Annotated in this window: 21 protein-coding genes and 1 tRNA gene; 8 read left to right on the top strand and 14 right to left on the bottom strand. The window is 71.8% G+C overall.

The window, feature by feature from the left end:
- Window positions 1-68 precede the first annotated feature (68 nt).
- From OO60_RS28870 to OO60_RS28855, 4 genes are all read right to left on the bottom strand, one after another.
- Complete coding sequence (locus OO60_RS28870) at window positions 69-932, bottom strand: SMODS domain-containing nucleotidyltransferase (RefSeq protein ID WP_003058625.1); 864 nt, start codon at window positions 930-932, stop codon at window positions 69-71.
- A 1-nt stretch (window position 933) separates the two neighbouring features.
- Window positions 934-1,458, bottom strand: coding sequence for an SLATT domain-containing protein (locus OO60_RS28865; RefSeq protein WP_205624093.1), 525 nt, complete (start codon window positions 1,456-1,458; stop codon window positions 934-936).
- Window positions 1,459-1,820: 362 nt separating this feature from the next.
- Window positions 1,821-2,180: a MarR family transcriptional regulator gene (locus OO60_RS28860; RefSeq protein ID WP_033262496.1), complete on the bottom strand. Its 360-nt coding sequence runs from the start codon at window positions 2,178-2,180 to the stop codon at window positions 1,821-1,823.
- Window positions 2,177-2,422: a hypothetical protein gene (locus OO60_RS28855; protein ID WP_003058633.1), complete on the bottom strand. Its 246-nt coding sequence runs from the start codon at window positions 2,420-2,422 to the stop codon at window positions 2,177-2,179. The genes OO60_RS28860 and OO60_RS28855 overlap by 4 nt, the downstream gene beginning before the upstream one ends.
- Before the next feature lie 96 nt (window positions 2,423-2,518).
- Between OO60_RS28855 and OO60_RS45965 the strand changes: the two genes are divergently transcribed.
- Window positions 2,519-2,998, top strand: coding sequence for a hypothetical protein (locus OO60_RS45965; protein ID WP_240490581.1), 480 nt, complete (start codon window positions 2,519-2,521; stop codon window positions 2,996-2,998).
- On the opposite strand, the gene OO60_RS28850 is transcribed toward OO60_RS45965, so the two are convergent.
- Window positions 2,980-3,063, bottom strand: a tRNA-Leu gene (locus tag OO60_RS28850). The genes OO60_RS45965 and OO60_RS28850 overlap by 19 nt on opposite strands.
- 242 nt (window positions 3,064-3,305) lie before the next feature.
- Here OO60_RS28850 and OO60_RS47900 point away from each other — a divergent pair.
- The gene (locus tag OO60_RS47900; protein WP_240490582.1) at window positions 3,306-4,109 is read left to right on the top strand and encodes a cellulose-binding domain-containing protein; all 804 of its coding nucleotides are present in this window, start codon (window positions 3,306-3,308) and stop codon (window positions 4,107-4,109) included.
- Here the strand turns inward: OO60_RS47900 and OO60_RS28840 are convergent.
- Entirely contained in the window at window positions 4,106-4,996 is an 891-nt protein-coding gene (locus tag OO60_RS28840; protein ID WP_003058638.1) for a LysR family transcriptional regulator, read from the bottom strand. The two genes, OO60_RS47900 and OO60_RS28840, sit on opposite strands and share 4 nt — an antisense overlap.
- 94 nt (window positions 4,997-5,090) lie before the next feature.
- On the opposite strand from OO60_RS28840, the gene mdlC reads away from it, so the two are divergent.
- The 3 genes from mdlC to OO60_RS28825 are packed head-to-tail and all read left to right on the top strand — an operon-like array spanning window position 5,091 to window position 9,320.
- Window positions 5,091-6,659 (top strand): benzoylformate decarboxylase, encoded by a 1,569-nt coding sequence (gene mdlC, locus OO60_RS28835; protein WP_003058640.1) that lies wholly within the window; start codon window positions 5,091-5,093, stop codon window positions 6,657-6,659.
- A gap of 2 nt (window positions 6,660-6,661) precedes the next feature.
- A complete protein-coding gene (locus OO60_RS28830) occupies window positions 6,662-8,089 on the top strand; it encodes a benzaldehyde dehydrogenase (RefSeq protein WP_033262495.1) in 1,428 nt (475 codons plus the stop codon).
- Between the two features lie 13 nt (window positions 8,090-8,102).
- Entirely contained in the window at window positions 8,103-9,320 is a 1,218-nt protein-coding gene (locus tag OO60_RS28825; protein ID WP_033262494.1) for an MFS transporter, read from the top strand.
- On the opposite strand, the gene OO60_RS47240 is transcribed toward OO60_RS28825, so the two are convergent.
- The 3 genes from OO60_RS47240 to OO60_RS28815 all read right to left on the bottom strand — a co-directional run bounded on the left by OO60_RS47240 (window position 9,317) and on the right by OO60_RS28815 (window position 10,425).
- Window positions 9,317-9,490: a hypothetical protein gene (locus tag OO60_RS47240; protein ID WP_003058648.1), complete on the bottom strand. Its 174-nt coding sequence runs from the start codon at window positions 9,488-9,490 to the stop codon at window positions 9,317-9,319. The genes OO60_RS28825 and OO60_RS47240 overlap by 4 nt on opposite strands.
- Before the next feature lie 29 nt (window positions 9,491-9,519).
- Window positions 9,520-9,753, bottom strand: coding sequence for a DUF6480 family protein (locus OO60_RS28820; RefSeq protein WP_003058652.1), 234 nt, complete (start codon window positions 9,751-9,753; stop codon window positions 9,520-9,522).
- Window positions 9,754-9,816: 63 nt separating this feature from the next.
- Window positions 9,817-10,425: a hypothetical protein gene (locus OO60_RS28815; RefSeq protein ID WP_033262493.1), complete on the bottom strand. Its 609-nt coding sequence runs from the start codon at window positions 10,423-10,425 to the stop codon at window positions 9,817-9,819.
- Between the two features lie 104 nt (window positions 10,426-10,529).
- Between OO60_RS28815 and OO60_RS28810 the strand changes: the two genes are divergently transcribed.
- Entirely contained in the window at window positions 10,530-10,961 is a 432-nt protein-coding gene (locus tag OO60_RS28810) for an Hsp20/alpha crystallin family protein (protein ID WP_004560990.1), read from the top strand.
- Window positions 10,962-11,026: 65 nt separating this feature from the next.
- Entirely contained in the window at window positions 11,027-11,803 is a 777-nt protein-coding gene (locus OO60_RS28805; RefSeq protein WP_004560989.1) for an ANTAR domain-containing protein, read from the top strand.
- A 3-nt stretch (window positions 11,804-11,806) separates the two neighbouring features.
- Here the strand turns inward: OO60_RS28805 and OO60_RS28800 are convergent, their stop codons facing one another.
- The 3 genes from OO60_RS28800 to OO60_RS28795 form a co-directional block, all read right to left on the bottom strand.
- On the bottom strand, window positions 11,807-12,253 hold the full coding sequence (locus OO60_RS28800; protein ID WP_240490895.1) for a nitroreductase family deazaflavin-dependent oxidoreductase: 447 nt from the start codon (window positions 12,251-12,253) through the stop codon (window positions 11,807-11,809).
- 53 nt (window positions 12,254-12,306) lie between these two features.
- Window positions 12,307-12,465, bottom strand: coding sequence for a hypothetical protein (locus OO60_RS47235; protein ID WP_004560987.1), 159 nt, complete (start codon window positions 12,463-12,465; stop codon window positions 12,307-12,309).
- 99 nt (window positions 12,466-12,564) lie between these two features.
- Window positions 12,565-12,927, bottom strand: coding sequence for an ArsR/SmtB family transcription factor (locus tag OO60_RS28795; protein ID WP_033262492.1), 363 nt, complete (start codon window positions 12,925-12,927; stop codon window positions 12,565-12,567).
- Window positions 12,928-12,981: 54 nt separating this feature from the next.
- Between OO60_RS28795 and OO60_RS28790 the strand changes: the two genes are divergently transcribed.
- Window positions 12,982-13,962, top strand: a complete 981-nt coding sequence (locus tag OO60_RS28790; RefSeq protein ID WP_004560985.1) for a cation diffusion facilitator family transporter — start codon at window positions 12,982-12,984, stop codon at window positions 13,960-13,962.
- 7 nt (window positions 13,963-13,969) lie between these two features.
- Here OO60_RS28790 and OO60_RS28785 read toward each other — a convergent pair whose 3' ends face one another.
- Both OO60_RS28785 and OO60_RS28780 read right to left on the bottom strand, forming a co-directional pair.
- Window positions 13,970-15,157 (bottom strand): MFS transporter, encoded by a 1,188-nt coding sequence (locus OO60_RS28785; RefSeq protein WP_004560984.1) that lies wholly within the window; start codon window positions 15,155-15,157, stop codon window positions 13,970-13,972.
- Window positions 15,154-15,930, bottom strand: coding sequence for a DeoR/GlpR family DNA-binding transcription regulator (locus tag OO60_RS28780; protein ID WP_004560983.1), 777 nt, complete (start codon window positions 15,928-15,930; stop codon window positions 15,154-15,156). The genes OO60_RS28785 and OO60_RS28780 overlap by 4 nt, the downstream gene beginning before the upstream one ends.
- Between the last annotated feature and the right edge of the window lie 40 nt (window positions 15,931-15,970).

Raw genomic sequence — 15,970 nt, 5'->3', positions numbered from 1 at the left:
TCGGACGGAATACTACCCCTGTAAGAGTGAATACGGCGCGAGACCACGGAGAGCACCGGCGCCCTTTCTTAGCGCGCCGGGAAGTGTCCACCAAATAAAAGGTCGAGGTAGTGGAACGCGTCGTCGAGCTTGTCGTTTTGGTAGGCGTCCAGCGCCTTACGTGCCCTAGTCGCAGCGGTTGAGAGTTTTGAGAGCGCGTCAGTTTTTCGGTAGTCCGACGAGCAGGGGTGAAACCGCCCAGTGCGACCTTTCGGGTCGTTCATCGCAGCCAGGCTATTGGAGTGAAGGTCTTCCAACAGCAGGCACATATCCCATACCGCAATGAAAGCAGACTGTGTAGCCATATGCTGCGCAGCCCGCATCTCCAGGTAGAACGAGGACACGGGGACGTTGCAGTAGTACTTCCACGCCTTGATCAGCCTTGCCAGTTTCTTGGCTGCGCCCTGGATGCCGTTCTTTTGGTTGCACTCGTTGACGTAGTCCAGATGCTCAGTGGGTGCCGATTCGATCCAACCGCTTGCAGCGCCGGGAATATCGTATAGCACTGACGGATCGGACGACCTGAGAAAACCGGGAATGACTTCCCACGTCTCCGCACCTCCTGCGAATTCCACGACAACCGCCGGGCGGCTCACACGCACGGTCGTTGCGGGAAATGATGCCGAAAGCGCGTTCTTCACCCAGTTAAGGGCGGTGTCGGACGTGCCTGGCTTGGTGTTGCCGATGCTGACGAGGACGTCCACATCGCTGTAGTTTCGGACGCCAGTACCGTGGTGAAACGACCCAGTTTCGCGCATTGCCAGCACCGACAGCGCGTTCTTCAACGACGTTTCAACTCGGGACCTGTGCGCCGCCGCTGCTGTCCGCTGCGACGCCAGCGGCGTTAATCGCTCAAGAAACGTGTCGAAACCCTGAGCAACAGTTTTGGCCATTTCACGCTCCCGTCTCGGCGGAGTCCACCTCGTATGTCTGTCCCCCGGCATCGATATTCTTCTGCGCGCGACGCCACGCCCACCGGTTCGGTGGTTCGGCCGTCTTATTCTGCTCGTCCCGCCGGGCGGTGATCTCTGCCAGCGCGGCCCGCATCTCCTCGACGTCAGTACATGGCAAGTCGAGTAGTCGGGCCTGGCGGGCCGCGGTCTGGATCTCCAAGTAGGCGTTCGCGGCCGACGATGCCTGATTCGTGCGATGGCTCGCGTTCACCGTGGTCAGGACAGCGCCGAACGCGGCAGCGGCGAGCGCAAGCAGACCGGCCCAGACACGGCCGGCCGTCGAGGCGAGCGCGGTCGCGCCCGACACGGCTGCCAACACGCTCGCGGGCAGCCCGAGCATCAAATTGATGCCGCGCCACTGCTTCGCCTGCTCGAACTGGTTTTGAGCGCTATACATCGCGCTCTCCTCAAGCCGGCTGAACTCCTCCGCCAGCGCCCGACGTCGCTCCGATTCCGAGACTTCCACCACTCGACGCTACCCCCAGCAGGCCCATGTCTCTGGGGTTACACGCCACCCCGGACGGGTGACACCCATCCGCTAAACGTTGCACCCAAGACTTTCACCCACCGTGGTCGGCGTTCGGCGTCCGCCTGTTACGCGATATGCAGCATTGAGATCAAGCGGCTTCGACCTTAGCCCCGGCTGTCGCAGATCAGCCGTCACACTGCATCTCGCGAGCCGTCACACCGTCACATGAGCTGTGACAGCTTCGATCAGCCCTCGACCTGCGGAAACGTTGCTTCGGACGGCTGTGACGGGCGTGTTCGAACCCGTCACAGCCGTCACTACAGGCCCCGTACACGCTGTTAGCATCGGCGGAGCGGCCGTCACGGCTTCTCGGTCGGACGTAATGCTGCGCGCTGCGAGGCGACGAGTTCGGCGGCCGTGGCCGCGACCCTGTCGAGAGCGATCACGTGTTCGGTCAGCCGGTCGAGCCCGAGCCTCGTGAGCCGGAGCCTTACGCAACGTCCTTCGGTTCGGGCCTCCACGTACCCAGCAGCGCGCAGCCGCTCGACGTGTGGCTCGAACCTCCGCTCACTCAGACGCAACACGCCCTGGACAGCCACATCGTCGCACCAGCGCATGTCGGCCAGCAGGCACGCGATGAACAGCCGCACTGGCAGAAGCAGCAGCGGGTCCAGCTCGCGTTGGAAGGCCGGCACGATCGGCCGCGGACTTGACGTCATTGCTCGATCGCCGGCTGTTCCGCACTTTCCGGGGTGGGTGCACGGTGGAGGCAGGTCACGCAGGGCATGCCAAGCGGGCGTTCCAGCAGCTCAAGCTCGCCGGGCCCGAAGGTTTCGCCACAGTACGCGGTCAGCCGCTCCGGCGTGGTCTCCTCCGCCGGGACCGGGAACACGTGGACGACGCGGCGAGACCCGCCAACCGTGCCGGGCAACGGGCGCGCGATGACCAAGCGAACCGTCATCGGGCGCACCGCCGGACCTGGTGATCCGCGGGAACGGGCGCGGTCGGGGCGCCACCCGTTCCCGCCGACGTGATGGTCCGGCCGCCCTGCTCGGGAATGAGCGAGGCGATCAACGGATGGCTTCACGAGCTGTTCCACCCGGACAACCGCGACCGGACGGCGGCCGCGCTTCTCGGGTCGGACGGAAGCACGGCTGGCGGTGGACCGCTGGAGGCGGCACGAAACCGGCTGGCGGACGCAGAGGCGAAGCTTCAGCGGTATCAGGCCGCGATCGCGGCCGGCGTCGAACCCGAAGCCCTCGTCAACCCGATCAACCAGGCACAGGCGGAACGAGCAGCCGCGAAAGCCCAGATCGAGAGCGTTCCAGCCGACTCGACAGTAAGCCGTGCCGAGATCTACGCGAGAATCGATGCACTCGGCGACGTCTGCGGCACCCTGGCCGACGCAACCACGGCAGGCATGAGCCGCCTGTACCGAGCGCTGAACCTGGAGCTACGCTACGAACCAAAAGAGCTGGCCGTCTATGCGACGACCAGCCCGGGTGTAGATAGTGCGTGTGTCCGAGGGGGGACTTGAACCCCCACGCCCGTTAAGGGCACTAGCACCTCAAGCTAGCGCGTCTGCCATTCCGCCACTCGGACCTGCTGAAGAAAGAGTATACGGCCCCTCCCACCCCTCGTTCAGGGGGGTGCACATCGCCCCACCCCGCCCCTCTGGCAAGATCGGCAAGTTTGCCCCTCCTGCATCGATCCAGACCAGCAGGACCAGAAGAGGAGAGCTCCCCAACCAGCCACCCGGCGTGGTTTACAAGACCGTCGCAGCTTCCTAGGATTCGGCCGCAAACCTGCGCGTCGAGCGCCCTCAGGGGACTGGAGGTTCCGTTATGGCGCGCGCCGGGCGGGCGGGTGATGATCGCTTCTCCGTTGATGATCTTCTTCGGGAAACCGGGGCCACTCCGCGGGCTCTGCTCGGCCCTCCTCCTGAGATCCGGGTGCGGGATGACGACACCGGCGAGGGTTACCGGGAACGGCTCGAGCAGCGGGCGCGGGAGGCCGCCGCCGGGCAGCAGCGGGCCGGGCGGCGGATTCGGTGGGTCTCCGCCCTCTGTGGGGCCGTTGTCGTCGTCGGGAGCCTTGTCATCATTGCCGTCACCTCCGAGAGCTCGCCCGGGCGGCAAGCCGCCGTTCTTCCCGATCCGCTTGCGCCCGCCACCGCCGCTTCTTCCTCCGTTGCCCGGACGTCGGCCGTCAGTGCGACGCCCGTGCCCACCGTGCTCCGGCAGACCTCGGCCGTCCCCACCACCACGCCGGCCACGACGACGAAGGCGACCTCCTCGCCAGCCCCTGCTCCGCCGCCCGTTGAAAGCTCCGCCTGTTCCGTTCGGTACTCCGTCACCGATCAGTGGAACGTCGGCTTCACCGCCGGGGTCTCCGTCACCAACACCGGCAGCCGGACGCTCTCGCCGTGGACCGTCACCTGGACCTTCACCGCCGGGCAGCAGGTCACGCACAGCTGGAACGGCGACTACTCGCAGAGCGGCTCGCGCGTCACCATGAAAGCGGTTTCCTACAACCTCACCCTCGCCCCCGGTGCCACCGTCGACATCGGCTTCAACGGCTCCTACGACCACGGCAACCCCGCGCCCGTCGGGTTCACCCTCAACGGCGCCGCCTGCAAGACGAACTAACCCAGCACCGACCGCATGAAGCCCACCAGCCAGTGCTGGGCCGGGCTGCGGGCGTGCGTGTGCCGCGTGTAGACCGACACCTGGGCCGGCTCGACCTCCAGGGGCAGCTCGAACAGGCGGACGCGGTGGTCGGCCGCGAACATCTCCGCCACCAGGCGGGGCACCATCGCCACCAGCTCGCCGTCCTGGACCAGGTACGGCAGGGCCGCGAAGCGCGTCACCTCCAGGACCACCCGGTCCAGCAGGCCGCACGCCTCCAGCGCGCGGCGGGGGCCGTCGTGGCCCGTCGGGCCGAACACCGTCACGTGGCGTTCCCCGGCCAGCTGGCCCAACGACACCACGCCGCCGAGGCGCGGGTGGTCCGCCGCCACCATCCCCAGGTAGCCCTCGGAAAACAGCGGGATGCGGGCGACGCGCTGCGAGCTGATCAGGGACGACGCGATGAACGCGTCGAGCTCGCCGCGGCCGAGCTGGTCGGCCGCGCGGTCGACGTCCAGCGGCCGGACCGTCAGCGTCACCCCGGGCGCCACCGGGGGCAGCGCCGCCATCAGGCGCGGCAGCAGCGAGATCTCCCCCAGGTCCGACAGGCACAGCGTGAACGCCGCCCGGGCCGTCGACGGCGAGAACGACCACGCGCCGCTCACCGCCGCCTCGATCTCCGACAACGCGCCGTGCAGCGGTTCGTAGAGCGTGCGGGCCGTCGTCGTGGGCACCAGGCCGCCGCCGGTGCGGCGGAACAGCTCGTCGGAGAACCGGCGCCGCAGCTTCTGCAGGCTGTAGCTGATCGTCGGCTGCGTGACGTGCAGGGCCTCGGCCGTCGCCGTCACGCTGCGGGTCTCGTAGAGCAGCACGAACGTGCGCACCAGGTTCAGGTCGAAGTCCTGCATTATCGATCCCATCGATCAAGCCACGAGCCAACATCTATTGGAACACAAGCGCGCTGCTCCATAGGGTCGATCCGACTTCGAGGAGGACCCACCGATGCCCACCGCCCGCCGGCTCGCCCACCAGTTCCTGGACCGCCGTGGCCTGACCACCATCTTCGGCAACCCCGGCTCGAACGAGCTGCCCTTCCTCGCCGAGCTGCCCGAGCACTTCCGGTACGTCCTCGGCCTGCACGAAGGCGTCGTCGTCGGGATGGCCGACGGGTACGCCCAGGCCACCGGCCGCCCGGTGCTGGTCAACCTGCACGCCGCCGCCGGCTCCGGCAACGCCATGGGCGCGCTCACCAACGCCGTCCACTCGCGCACTCCCCTGGTGCTCACCGCCGGCCAGCAGGTCCGGACGGCGATCGGGCTGGAGGCGATGCTCGCCAACACCGACGCCACGCAGCTGATGCGTCCCCTCGTCGGCTGGTCCGGCGAGCCGAGCTGCGCCGCCGACGTCCCGCGGTCGCTCGCGCAGGCGGTGTTCGAGGCCGAGCTGAACCGGCGGCCCAGCTACCTTTCGGTGCCCTACGACGACTGGGCCGCCGAGCTGGCCGAGAACCCGGTGCTCGACCGGCAGGTCCGAGCCGGTCTCGCCCCGACCGAAGCCCAGCTCGACGACCTCGTCGCGACCGTCGCCGCGGCGAAGAACCCGGCGCTGGTCCTGGGCGGCGACATCGACGCCGGCGGCCTGTTCGACCGGGCCGTCGCCCTGGCCGAGCACCTGGACCTGCCGACGTGGGTGGCGCCGTCGCCGCACCGGCTGCCCTTCCCCAACCGGCACCGGCTCTTCCGCGGCGTGCTGCCGGCCGGCATCGCGCCGGTGTCGGCCGCGCTGACCGGGCACGACGTCGTCCTCGTGCTCGGCGCGCCGGTGTTCCGCTACCACCAGCACGTCCCCGGCCGGTTCCTGCCCGCGGGCACCCGGCTGATCCAGGTGACCGACGACTTCGGCGCCGCGGCCCGCGCGCCGATGGGCGAGGCCCTGGTCGCCGACCCCGCGCCGGTCATCGAGGCGCTGCTGCAGCACATCCCGGCCCGCGCAGCACAACGCGGCTACGTCGAGACCCCGGAACCCAGGACCGGCGAGACGGCGTTGCACCCGGAACAGGTGTTCGCCGCCCTGCGCGACACCCAGGCCGCCGACACGCGCTACGTCGTCGAATCGACGTCGACGAACTCGGCCTGGTGGCGGCAGATGGACCTGCGCCGCGAAGGCTCCTACTTCTTCCCGGCCGCCGGCGGGCTCGGCTTCGGCCTGCCCGCCGCGGTCGGCGTCGCGCTGGGCGACCCGGACCGCCCGGTCGTCGGCGTCATCGGCGACGGCTCGGCGAACTACGGCATCACGGCGTTGTGGTCCGCGGCGCACTACCGCGTCCCGGTCACCTTCGTGATCCTGCGCAACGGCGTCTACGGCGCGCTGCGGTGGTTCGGCGAGCTGCTCGGGACGCCGGACGTGCCCGGCACGGAGATCCCCGGGCTCGACTTCACGGCCATCGCCGCCGGTTACGGCGTCGAAGCCACCACGGTCGCCGACGAAGACCACCTGCGCACCCAGCTCAAGACGACCCCGGACGGCCCGCGGCTGATCCAGGTCGACACCGAACCGACCACACCGGAGTGATCATGACCCTGTTCGAGCACGAATTCACCCGCGGGTCCGGCGGGACCCACCCGGTCGTCGAACCGGCCACCGGCGCCACCCTGGGCCACGTCGGCGTCGCGACGCCGGGAGACGTCGCCGAGGCCGCCGCGGCCGCGGCGAAGGCGCAACGCGACTGGGCCCGGCGCAAGCCCGCCGAACGGGCTGCCGTGCTGCGCCGCGCCGGCGAGCTGTGGGAGGCGCACGCCGCGGAGGTGCAGGAGTGGATCGTCCGCGAAGCCGGCTCGACACGGCCCAAGGCCGGGATCGAGACGGAAATGGCGGCCGGCATCTGCTTCGAGGCCGCCGCCCTGCCCACCCACCCCCTCGGCGAGGTGCTGAGCACCGGCGAGCCGCGCTGGTCGCTGGCCCGGCGGGTACCGGCCGGCGTGGTTTCGGTGATCTCGCCGTTCAACTTCCCGCTCATCCTGGCGATCCGCTCGGTCGCGCCCGCCCTCGCGCTCGGCAACGCCGTGCTGCTCAAGCCCGACCTGCGCACCGCGGTGTCCGGCGGCGTCAGCATCCTGCGCGTCTTCGAGGCGGCCGGGCTGCCGGACGGGCTGCTGCACCTGCTGCCCGGAGACACGGGAGTCGGCGCCGCGGTGGTCGACGCTCCGGAGGTGTCGGTGGTGTCGTTCACCGGCTCCACCGCGGCCGGGCGGAAGGTCGGCGAAGCCGCCGCGCGCTCCCTCAAGCGCGTCCACCTGGAGCTGGGCGGCAACAACGCGCTCGTCGTGCTGCCGGGTGCCGACGTCGCCAAGGCGGCCTCCGCCGGCGCGTTCGGGTCGTTCCTGCACCAGGGCCAGATCTGCATGACGACCGGCCGCCACCTGGTCCACGAGTCCCAGGTGGACGAATACGTCGAAGCCCTCGCCGAGAAGGCGCGGCGGCTGCCCGTGGGGAACCCGGCCGACGGCGAGGTCGCGCTCGGCCCGATCATCGACGACCGCCAGCTCGCGCACGTCACCGACGTCGTCGACCGCAGCGTCGCGGCCGGCGCACGGGTGCTGGCCGGCGGGAAGCCCGACGCGCCGTTCTACCCGCCGACCGTCCTCTTCGGACTCGACGACGCGAGCCCGGCGTGGCGCGAGGAGATCTTCGGCCCGGTCGCGCCGGTGCGCGCCTACCGCGACCTCGACGAGGCCGCGCGGCTGGTCAACGACTCCGAGTACGGCCTGTCCGTCGGCATCCTCGGCGACGTCGGCACCGCGATGAAGCTGGCCGACGAGGTCCGCTCGGGCAAGGTGCACATCAACGAGCAGACCGTCGGCGACGAGCCGACCGCGCCCTTCGGCGGGGTCGGCGATTCCGGCAACGGCTCCCGCTTCGGCGGGGCCAAGGCCAACATCGAAGCCTTCACCGAAACCCAGTGGCTGACCGTCCGCGCGGACATCGCGGGTTACCCCTTCTAGAAGGAGCACGGCAATGACGACGTCTCCCGCCCGTCCCGTGTGGACGGCGGTCCTCTGCTGGCTGACCGTCCTGCTCGAGGGCTACGACCTGGTCGCGCTCGGCGCCACCATCCCGACCCTGCTGAAGAGCGGGTACCTCGGCTTCACCGCGGCCGGCGCGACCCTGGTCGCGACCGTGTCGCTGATCGGCGTGGCCGTCGGCGCGGCCTGCCTCGGGCCGCTCACCGACCGGTTCGGCCGCCGCGTGCTGCTGATCAGCTCGGTGCTGCTGTTCTCGCTGTTCACCCTGCTGACGCCGCTCGCGCCGAACGTCGCGACGTTCGGCGTCTTCCGGTTCGCCGCCGGGCTCGGGCTCGGCGCGTGCATGCCGGTGGCGCTCACCGTGATGTCGGAGAACCTGCCCGCGCGGCGCCGCGCCAGCGCGAGCACGTTCACCATGACCGGCTACCACGTCGGCGCGGTGCTGACGTCGATCCTCGCGCTGTACGCGAAGGAGGACTGGCACCTGCTGTTCTACGGCGGTGGCCTGGCCGGCCTGCTCGCCGTGCCGCTGATGTGGTGGAAGCTGCCGGAATCCGCGGCCTACCTCGAGGCCCGCGAGACGGCGGAGCGGGTGAGCCTGAGGGACCTCCTCGGCGCCCGGTTCCGGCGGATCAGCATCGCCGTGTGGACGGGCTCGTTCATGGGCCTGCTGCTGGTCTACGGGCTCAACACCTGGCTGCCGCAGCTGATGCGCACCGCGGGCTACCCGATCTCGACGTCGATCACGCTGCTGCTGGTGCTCAACATCGGCGCGGTGCTCGGGCTGGTGCTGGCCGGCACGATCGCCGACCGGTTCGGCATCCGGCCGATCGCGCGGATCTGGTTCGGCACGGGCGCCGTCCTGCTGGCGGCGCTGAGCCTGCGCATCGGGAACGCGTTTCTGCTCAACACGGTCGTGCTGCTGACCGGCGTGTTCGTGTTCTCCGCGCAGGTGCTGATCTACGGCTACGTCGCCCAGGCGTTCCCGGCGCAGGCGCGCGGCACCGCGCTCGGGCTGACCTCGGCGGTCGGGCGGCTGGGTTCGATCCTCGGCCCGTTCGTCACCGGCGCGCTCGTGACCGCGGGGGTCGCCTACCCGTGGGGCTTCTACTTCTTCGCCGTCGTCGCCGTGCTCGGCCTGGGCGCGGTCCTGCTGCTGCGCGGCGAGACGCGGACGGAGGCGCGGCTGACGCCGGTGTCCGCCGGCTAGACCGTGTCTTCGGGCTTCCGGCGGCCCAGCGTCGCCTCGGGGTGCTCGGTGCGGCGGTCGGACTCGCGCAGGACCTCGCGGGCCTGGCCTTCGGGGTCCGCGCTGTCGACCGCCTGCTCTTCGGGGAGCAGTTCGGCGCGGGTTTCGGTCCGGTCAGGGGTGTCGTCCATGGTGGGCGATTACCCGGTCGAGCGGGATCTCAGACACGCAGCCAGCCGACGGCCAGCGAGAGCACCAGCCCGGCCACCATCAGCACCAGCACGCCGGTGAGGACCAGCCACAGCACCGGCATCGCCTTGGACGGCATCGGCTGCGGGTGCGACAACCCCGACGTCTGGGCGGAGTCCGGGGGCGTGCTGCCCGGCGGCACCCCGCCCCCGGGTTCCAGGTCCGGCGTCCGGCGGGGGTCCGGATCCGGGGGTGTGGCGGTCATGGCGCACCGTCCTTCCGTCGCTCCCCCGGCGGGTGCCCGGCCGGGAGCCGGGCAAACCCGGCGTCAGTCGCGGGAGCGGCGGTGGCCGGCGGCGTCGCGGCGGAGCTGGTCGGTGCGGGCGGAGATCTCGCCGAGTTCTTCGGCCAGCTGCGCGTGCGGGCCGGTCAGGTGCGGCTGGGCGGCGGCCAGCGGCGGGAGCAGCGTCGCCGGGTCGTCGTCGCCGAGGGCCGCGCCGATGCGGTCGGCGCTTTCCTGCGCGGCCGGTCCGAGGCCGTCGAGCGCGCTGACCTGGCCGGCGATCCGGCGCAGGATGGCGGAGTTGCGGCGGGCCCAGTCGGCGACGGCCCGGTCGCCCGCCCGCCGGTCGCGTTCCGCGTCGACCCGCCCCTCGCCGGTCGTCTCCCCGGTGTGCGACGGCTGCAGCCGCAGGTAGCGGCGTTCGGCGGCCTGGCGGCTCGCGACCCCGAGCGCGGGCGCGAGCGCGACCCAGCTGGCGCCGGCCGCCCTGGCCGCGGTGATCAGCTCCGGTTCCCAGCTCGCGAGTTCGTCGCGCAGCAGGCGCAGGCCGGACAACGCGGTCAGCAACTGGTCCCGGTCCGCCGCGCCGGCCCGGGCGCCCGCGACGACCTCGTGGATGTGCCGGAGCTCGCCGGCGGGATCGGTTCCGTCCATCGTCATCCTTTCGACGACCTGGTTCTTGTCATCGTTTTGACGACATGCTAGAACAGACGCGCGTGTTGACACCAGAGCTGACGAGTTCCAGGAGGTGGATCCCGATGTTGATGCGCACCGACCCGTTCCGCGACCTCGACCGGTTCGCCCAGCAGGTCTTCGGCGCCGGCACCTGGTCGAAACCGGCCTCGATGCCGATGGACGCCTACCGCGCCGGCGACGAGTTCGTGGTGTGCTTCGACCTCCCCGGCGTCGATCCCGGCGCCGTCGAGCTGGACGTCGAGCGCAACGTCCTCACCGTCAAGGCCGAACGACGGCCCCTGCCGACGGGTGACGACGTCCGGATGCACGTCTCCGAACGGCGGCTCGGCGTGTTCTCCCGCCGGCTGTTCCTCGGCGACACCCTGGACACCGAGCACATCACCGCGAACTACGACGCCGGGGTGCTGACCGTCCGCATCCCCGTCGCCGAAAAAGCGAAGCCGCGCCGCATCGAGATCGACGGCGCCGGCGACCGCAAGCAGATCCACGCCTGACCCCGACGAAGGCGGGGCCGGGCGCGCGCCCGGCCCCGCCTCCACCGCGCCGAGGAGGGTTTGCGGTGACCGGAACACCCACGACGTCCGTGGCGACGCCGCTGCTGGAGGAACTGCTCGCCCGGATCGCGGCCGACGTGCCGGGCACCCTCGGCGCCGCGGTGTCGGTGCACCCGCGCGGCAGCACGATGCACACGGCGGCCACGTACGGGCTCGCCGCCGCCTTCGTGCCCGCGCAGCTGGCCGGGTTCGGCGGCCCGGTCCAGGTCGCCGTCACCACCGGCGCGCCGGTGGTGACGGCCGACGTCTTCGCCGACGACCGCTGGCCCGCGCTGACGCTCACCGGCCTGCTGGACCGCCATCCCGAGTTCGCGGCGGACTGGCCGCGCGTGCGCGGGGTCGCGGCCCTGCCCGCCACCTGGGACAGCGAAGGGCTCCTGGTCCTGTCGGTGACGCTCAACCGCCCCGCCACCGAGGAGACGGTGAACGTGCTGCGGCGCCACGAACGGCTCGCCGCGATGGCCCTGGTCGTCGCCGAAGCGGCGCGGCCGGACCGCACCGAGCAGATGCTGGACCTCCTGCAGTCGCGGGCGGCGCTGGAGGAGGCCAAGGGCATCGTCATCGCCCTGCGCCGCTGCGACCCCGACGAGGCGTGGTCCACCCTGCGGCGGGCGAGCCAGGAGTTCAACGTCAAGGTCCGCGAGCTCGCCGTCGCCCTGGTGGAACTGCTCGCCGGGGCACCGGCACCCCAGCCGGACGGCGACCGGACGATCACCCCGGGACCGGCCGCGCGCCGCGCCGCGGACCAGTTGTTGCGCGCCCTCGGCGGCACCCGCCGCTGACTGTCAGGCCCGTTCGACGCGAAAGACGGCGATGCGCTCGGCGGCCGCCGCGACGCCGTCCGGCGTGGGCGCGTCGGCCAGGCCGGTCGTCACGAACCGCTTCCCCACGCTCGGCGGGCTCGTGCCGACCAGCCGGCGCAGCACGGGCCGCCGCTCTTCGACGGGCAGCTCGGCCAGCCGCGCGGCCGCCGAGCGGCGGCCGCGGGTGAGCGTCACCTCCCCCGCGGCCCGCACGTTCGCCACCCAGGCCGCCTTCGGATAGGCCTGGACGATGTAGCGCTCGCCGTCGAGCGGGATGACGGCGATGGGGAACGTGCGCGGGACGCCGGTGCGCCGGCCGGGCACGGTGAGCAGCTGCATCGGGCCGAAGGCGACGCCGAGCCGCTGCAACCCCACGACGATCCGGTTGCCGGCGTTGACCATCCGCCGGTAGTTCTGCGCTGTTGTCATGCCCGCGACAGTACACGAGATCATACGAAACTCATATGATCTCGAACCCGTAGTTACTCGCGCTCCGGACCGGGTTCGGTTTCCGGCGGCAGCGGATCGGGCACGGGCACGCCGGGTTCCGGATGCGGCAGCTCCGGCGCGGGCGGGCCGGGTTCCGGCACGGCGGGCTCGGGCTGGACGGGCTCGGGTGACACCGGGGGTGCGGTCGACATCGGACTTCCCTCCGCCAGGCGGCGCCGCCCACGGCTCGGACGGCGATCACCTCGTGGACTACCCGGTGTGGCGGGCGACGAAAACGCCTCGATGTCCGGTCAGCTGGACCGCGGGTGGTGGGCGTGGGCGCCCGACGGGAGGTCGCGGTCCACGTGGTCCGCGTGGTGCAGCGCCTGGGCCAGCAGGCCGCGCACGTGGTTGTCGGCCGCCGAGTAGTACACGAACGTTCCTTCGCGGCGACCCTTCACCAAGCCCGCCAGGCGGAGTTTCGCCAGGTGCTGGCTCACCGCCGTCGGGGCCGCGCCGGCCAGCTCTGCCAGGCAGGCCACCGAGGACTCGCCCTGCAGGAGGGCCCACAGCACCTTGATCCGGGTCGGGTCGGCCAGCAGCCGGAACGACTCCGCCGCCAGGTGGACCTGCTCTTCGGTGGGCATGTCGAAGTCCGGCAGCGACGTGTGCATGACCATGACCTTACTACTTGCGTATCTGCATGCCTGCGCAGATAGACTCGATGCATGACCGGACACGGACACGGGCACCGCCACGCGAAGTGGCGGCCGCACACTCACGACAGCGCAGACCGCGTCGACCACGCCCTCGAGACCAGCCGGCGCGGGATGCGGGCGCTCGGGTGGTCGTTCGCCGCACTGTCCGTCACCGCCGTCGCGCAGCTCGCGCTCGTGCTCGTCACCGGCTCGGTCGCGCTGCTCGGCGACACCGTCCACAACTTCGCCGACGCGCTGACCGCCGTGCCGCTCGGCATCGCGTTCCTGCTCGGCCGCCGCGCGGCGACGCGGCGCTACACCTACGGGCTCGGCCGGGCCGAGGACCTCGCCGGGGTGGTCGTCGTGCTCGCCGTCGCGGCTTCGGCGGCGGTCGCCGGCTACGAATCCGTGCGGCGGCTGCTCGATCCGCAGCCGGTCGCGCACCCGTGGGTGGTGGCCGTCGCTGGGGTGATCGGGTTCGCCGGCAACGAACTCGTGGCGCGGTACCGGATCCGGATCGGCCGCGAGATCGGCTCGGCCGCTCTGGTCGCCGACGGGCTGCACGCGCGCACGGACGGCTTCACGTCACTGGCCGTCGTAGCCGGCGCGGCCGGGGTCGCGTTCGGCTTCCCCGCCGCCGACCCGATCGTCGGGCTCGGGATCACCGTCGCGATCCTGTTCGTCCTGCGCGACGCGGCGAAGGAGGTGTTCCGGCGGCTGCTGGACGCCGTCGACCCGGCGTCGGTCGAGCTGGCCGAACGCACGGCCCGCGGTGTCGGCGGCGTGCTCGGCACCCGGGACCTGCGGATGCGCTGGATCGGGCACCACCTGCGGGCCGAGCTGGCGGTGACGGTGGCGGCGGACCTGACCGTCGAGGCCGCGCACGCGCTGGCCCACGAGGTGGAACACCGGCTGCTGCACACGATCCCGCGGCTGACCGCGGTGGTGATCCACACCGAACCGGCCACCGGCGCGGACCGGGCGCACGAGACCGTCGCCCACCACCGGTGACGCGAGCTCAGCCGACGGGCTGCTCCGCCGGTTCCGGCTTCGGGCTCAGCACGCCGGCGAACAGCGCGGCGAGCACGCACAGCACCACCGGCACCGCGAAGGTCACGTTCAGCGGCATCCACCGCGTCAGCCCGCCGATCAGCGCCGGGCCGGCCAGCAGCCCGACGTACCCGAGGCCGACCACCCGGGCCATCAGCGCGCCCGACGCCCGCGTGTCCAGGTTGCCCGCCGCGGTGAACAGCTGCGGCACGCCGCCCGAAAGGCCGAGGCCGAACAGCGCCCAGCCCACCAGCGACACCGGCACCCACGGCGCCGCCGCGGCCGTCGTCAGGCCCACCGCCGCCAGCGTCGCCCCGTAGCGGACGATCGCCGCCGGGCCCGCCCAGGCCGCGACGCGGTCGGTCAGGAACCGGCCGGTCGTCATCGCCACCGCGAACGCGCCGTACGCCAGCGCCGCCGTCGACGCCGACGTGCCCAGCACCTTTTCCATGTGCAGCGCGGCCCAGTCGTTCGCCACGCCCTCCGACAGCATCAGCGCCAGCGCCAGCAGGCCGAGCAGCCAGACCACGCGGCCCGGCGTCCGGCGCGTCCGCACCGGCTCGGCAGCCTCGGCGGACGCGGCGGGGGCGTCGGCCGGCTCCATCAGGAACCGCGCCGAGACCACGGAAAGCAGCACGCACACCAGGCCGGTGCCGGTGAGCGTGACGCCGGTGGGAACGCCCGCGCCGAGCGTGGCCGCGCCGATGACCGCGGCGAACGCACCGCCGATCGACCACATCGCGTGGAAGGCCGCCATGATCGGGCGCGGGTAGGCCCGTTCCACCACGACCGCGTGGGAGTTCATCCCGACGTCGATCGCGCCGTTGCCGAAGCCGAAGAAGATCAGTGACAGGCCCAGCGCCCACCAGGAGGTCGCGAACCCGGGCCCGCACACCGCGAGGCCCATCAGGATGCCGGCGGCCGGTACCATACGCCGGTGGCCGAGCCGGTCGACGAGCGGGCCGGACACCTGCATGCCGGCGAACGCGGCGCCGCCGAGCACCAGCAGCAGCGCGCCCAGCGTGCTGTGCGAAATGCCCGTCGCGCGCTCGACGTTCGGGATGTGCACCACCCACATGCCCATCGCGAACCCGTTGAGGCCGAAGAACATGAAGGTCGCGAACCGGGCGGCGCGCGGGCGGGGCAGGACGGTCATCGGCTCTCCCAAGGAACGGCGACGTGCACGAGAACGCCGCGGTCGGCCAGCGCGGCCCGCTGGTCTTCGGGCGCGCCCGGGTCGGTGATCACCACGTCGGCGCGGTCGGCCGGGCAGACGTGGGCGAGTGCGGCCCGGCCCCACTTGGCGCCGTCGGCGAGCACGATCGCCCGGGCCGCGACGTCGAGGGCGGCCTGCTTGACCTCGGCGTCGCCCAGGTCGAAGGCGGTGAGCCCGGCGTCGAGCCCGAAGGCGCACGGGCTCAGCACGGCGACGTCGAACCGCAGGGCGCGCAGCGACGCCAGCGTCAGCGGCCCGACCAGGGCCTGCTCCCCCGGCCGCGGTTCGCCGCCGGGCAGCAGCAGCCGGACGCCGGGGGCCTCGGCCAGCTCCCGGACCGCGTGCAGGGACAGCGGCATCACGGTGACCGGGCGCCCGCGCAGCAGCCGCGCCAGCTCCAAAGCGGTGGTGCCGCTGTCGAGGACGATCGTTTCGCCGTCGCGGATCAGCTCGGCCGCCGCGGCGGCGATGGCCCGCTTGGCCGCGACCGCCGCCGTCGCGCGGGCCGCGAACGGCGGTTCGATCCCCGACGGCGCCGCCGGGACCGCACCGCCGTGCACCCGCCGCAGCACACCGCGGGACGCCAGCTGGTCGAGGTCGCGGCGGACCGTCATCTCCGACGCGCCGGTCGCTTCGGCCAGCTCGGCGACGCCCACCTGGTCGGCGTCGCGCAGCCGCTCCACGATGACCCGCTGCCGTTCCGCGCTCTTCACGCCGTGATGTTCGCAAGCCACCCGCGTTCGCACAACCGGT

The sequence above is a fragment of the Amycolatopsis vancoresmycina genome (assembly GCF_000716785.1).
Lineage (GTDB): Bacteria > Actinomycetota > Actinomycetes > Mycobacteriales > Pseudonocardiaceae > Amycolatopsis > Amycolatopsis vancoresmycina.
Note: the sequence above shows the minus strand (reverse complement) of the source record. Positions and strands in the feature narration are given on the sequence as shown.